Consider the following 1162-nt stretch of genomic DNA (forward strand, 5'->3'; position numbering starts at 1 on the left):
GTTAAGACTAACACTCCTCCTTTCTCCAACATAGAAAGTTTCATATTTATTATTATCAGAATCAAACCACATAGTAAGATGATATTCCCCTAAATGTTTATAAGAAGGATATCAAGTTGTATCAATCAACTTTTCTTCTTTTATAATTAGTTCTGCTTGTTCTCTTGTTATTGTTTATCCTTTGTTTAGTCTATAAAATCTATATTAAAATACTTACAAGTTAAAGTAATATATTCTAAATCATTCTCAAAATATATACTTATCAACATCTCTTCTTCTTTTTCAATATAGCCTGTTATATCATCCCAATTATTTCTTATCAAATCGATAAAATTAGCCTCTAATTGATTAAAATTTTTACAATATGATTTTGAATGTAGCAACTTATAATCATAAAAAATAATTTGCAAATCTTGTATATCTTTTTTCTCTGATTTAAAAAATATTTCTAAAGTTTTTTCATTCATTGTGATAGAATAAACAAAAAAGTCATTTCTTAAATCTATTTTTACATCTTTAAGATAAAATTCTCTTTTAAATAAACTTCCATGTTTTAAATTTTCAAATTTCATTATTTTTGCCTTTTTAAATAATTTTCTACAATATCTAAATCTTTATGAGATATTGGTTCTACTATACCCTTTGACATTCTATATTTTGTTGAATCTTGAGGGTTTATATGTTTAGTATATTCTACTTTATGAGGTGTATTAATTAGTTTCTTTAATGTCTTCTCATAATGTGGTTTACCATCTAAATCATATCTGATAAATTTATCTTTTGTTTCTATAGAAACACTATTATATCCCTGTTTAAAGTATTTTTTATTTCTATGGCTCTTTGTTTGATATTTAGAGTAATCTTACCATTTTCACAAATATAATCAGAGCTTCTAGGTTTTAGAGTATCTTTAGGCCATATTCCATTATACTTATAAAGATGAACTTCTTTATCACTTACCTTACCTTTTTTATTTTCATTTTCCAAATATAAAAGCATTTTTGCTTTCTCTTTACTTTTTTCTCTTCTCCTTCTTTGTGCTGCACCTAATTTACCTCCTATCCCTTCCCATTTTATCTTGTCCCATTTAATCTTAGCAAGAGGATTAGCTTTTATTTTAGCTAAAGCAAATTTAATCTTATTTTGCTTAGGTATAGCTAGT

General features: G+C 24.7%; 2 protein-coding genes. Both read right to left on the reverse strand.

The annotated features are described in order from the left end of the window. Positions 1 to 185 precede the first annotated feature (185 nt). Positions 186 to 572, reverse strand: coding sequence for a hypothetical protein (locus ACOTVC_RS08745; protein ID WP_039626251.1), 387 nt, complete (start codon positions 570 to 572; stop codon positions 186 to 188). A gap of 214 nt (positions 573 to 786) precedes the next feature. Then, positions 787 to 1162 (reverse strand): hypothetical protein (locus ACOTVC_RS08750; protein WP_421628372.1); only part of this gene is annotated, 376 nt, incomplete at its 5' end.

Origin of the sequence: Campylobacter sp. GB48, assembly GCF_049221845.1 — a bacterium.
In the GTDB taxonomy this organism is placed as follows: domain Bacteria; phylum Campylobacterota; class Campylobacteria; order Campylobacterales; family Campylobacteraceae; genus Campylobacter_D; species Campylobacter_D lari_C.

Coding starts and splice junctions, on each gene's coding strand:
- ACOTVC_RS08745 (WP_039626251.1), bottom strand. CDS start 572: ATGAAATTTGAAAATTTAAAACATGGAAGTTTATTTAAAAGAGAATTT.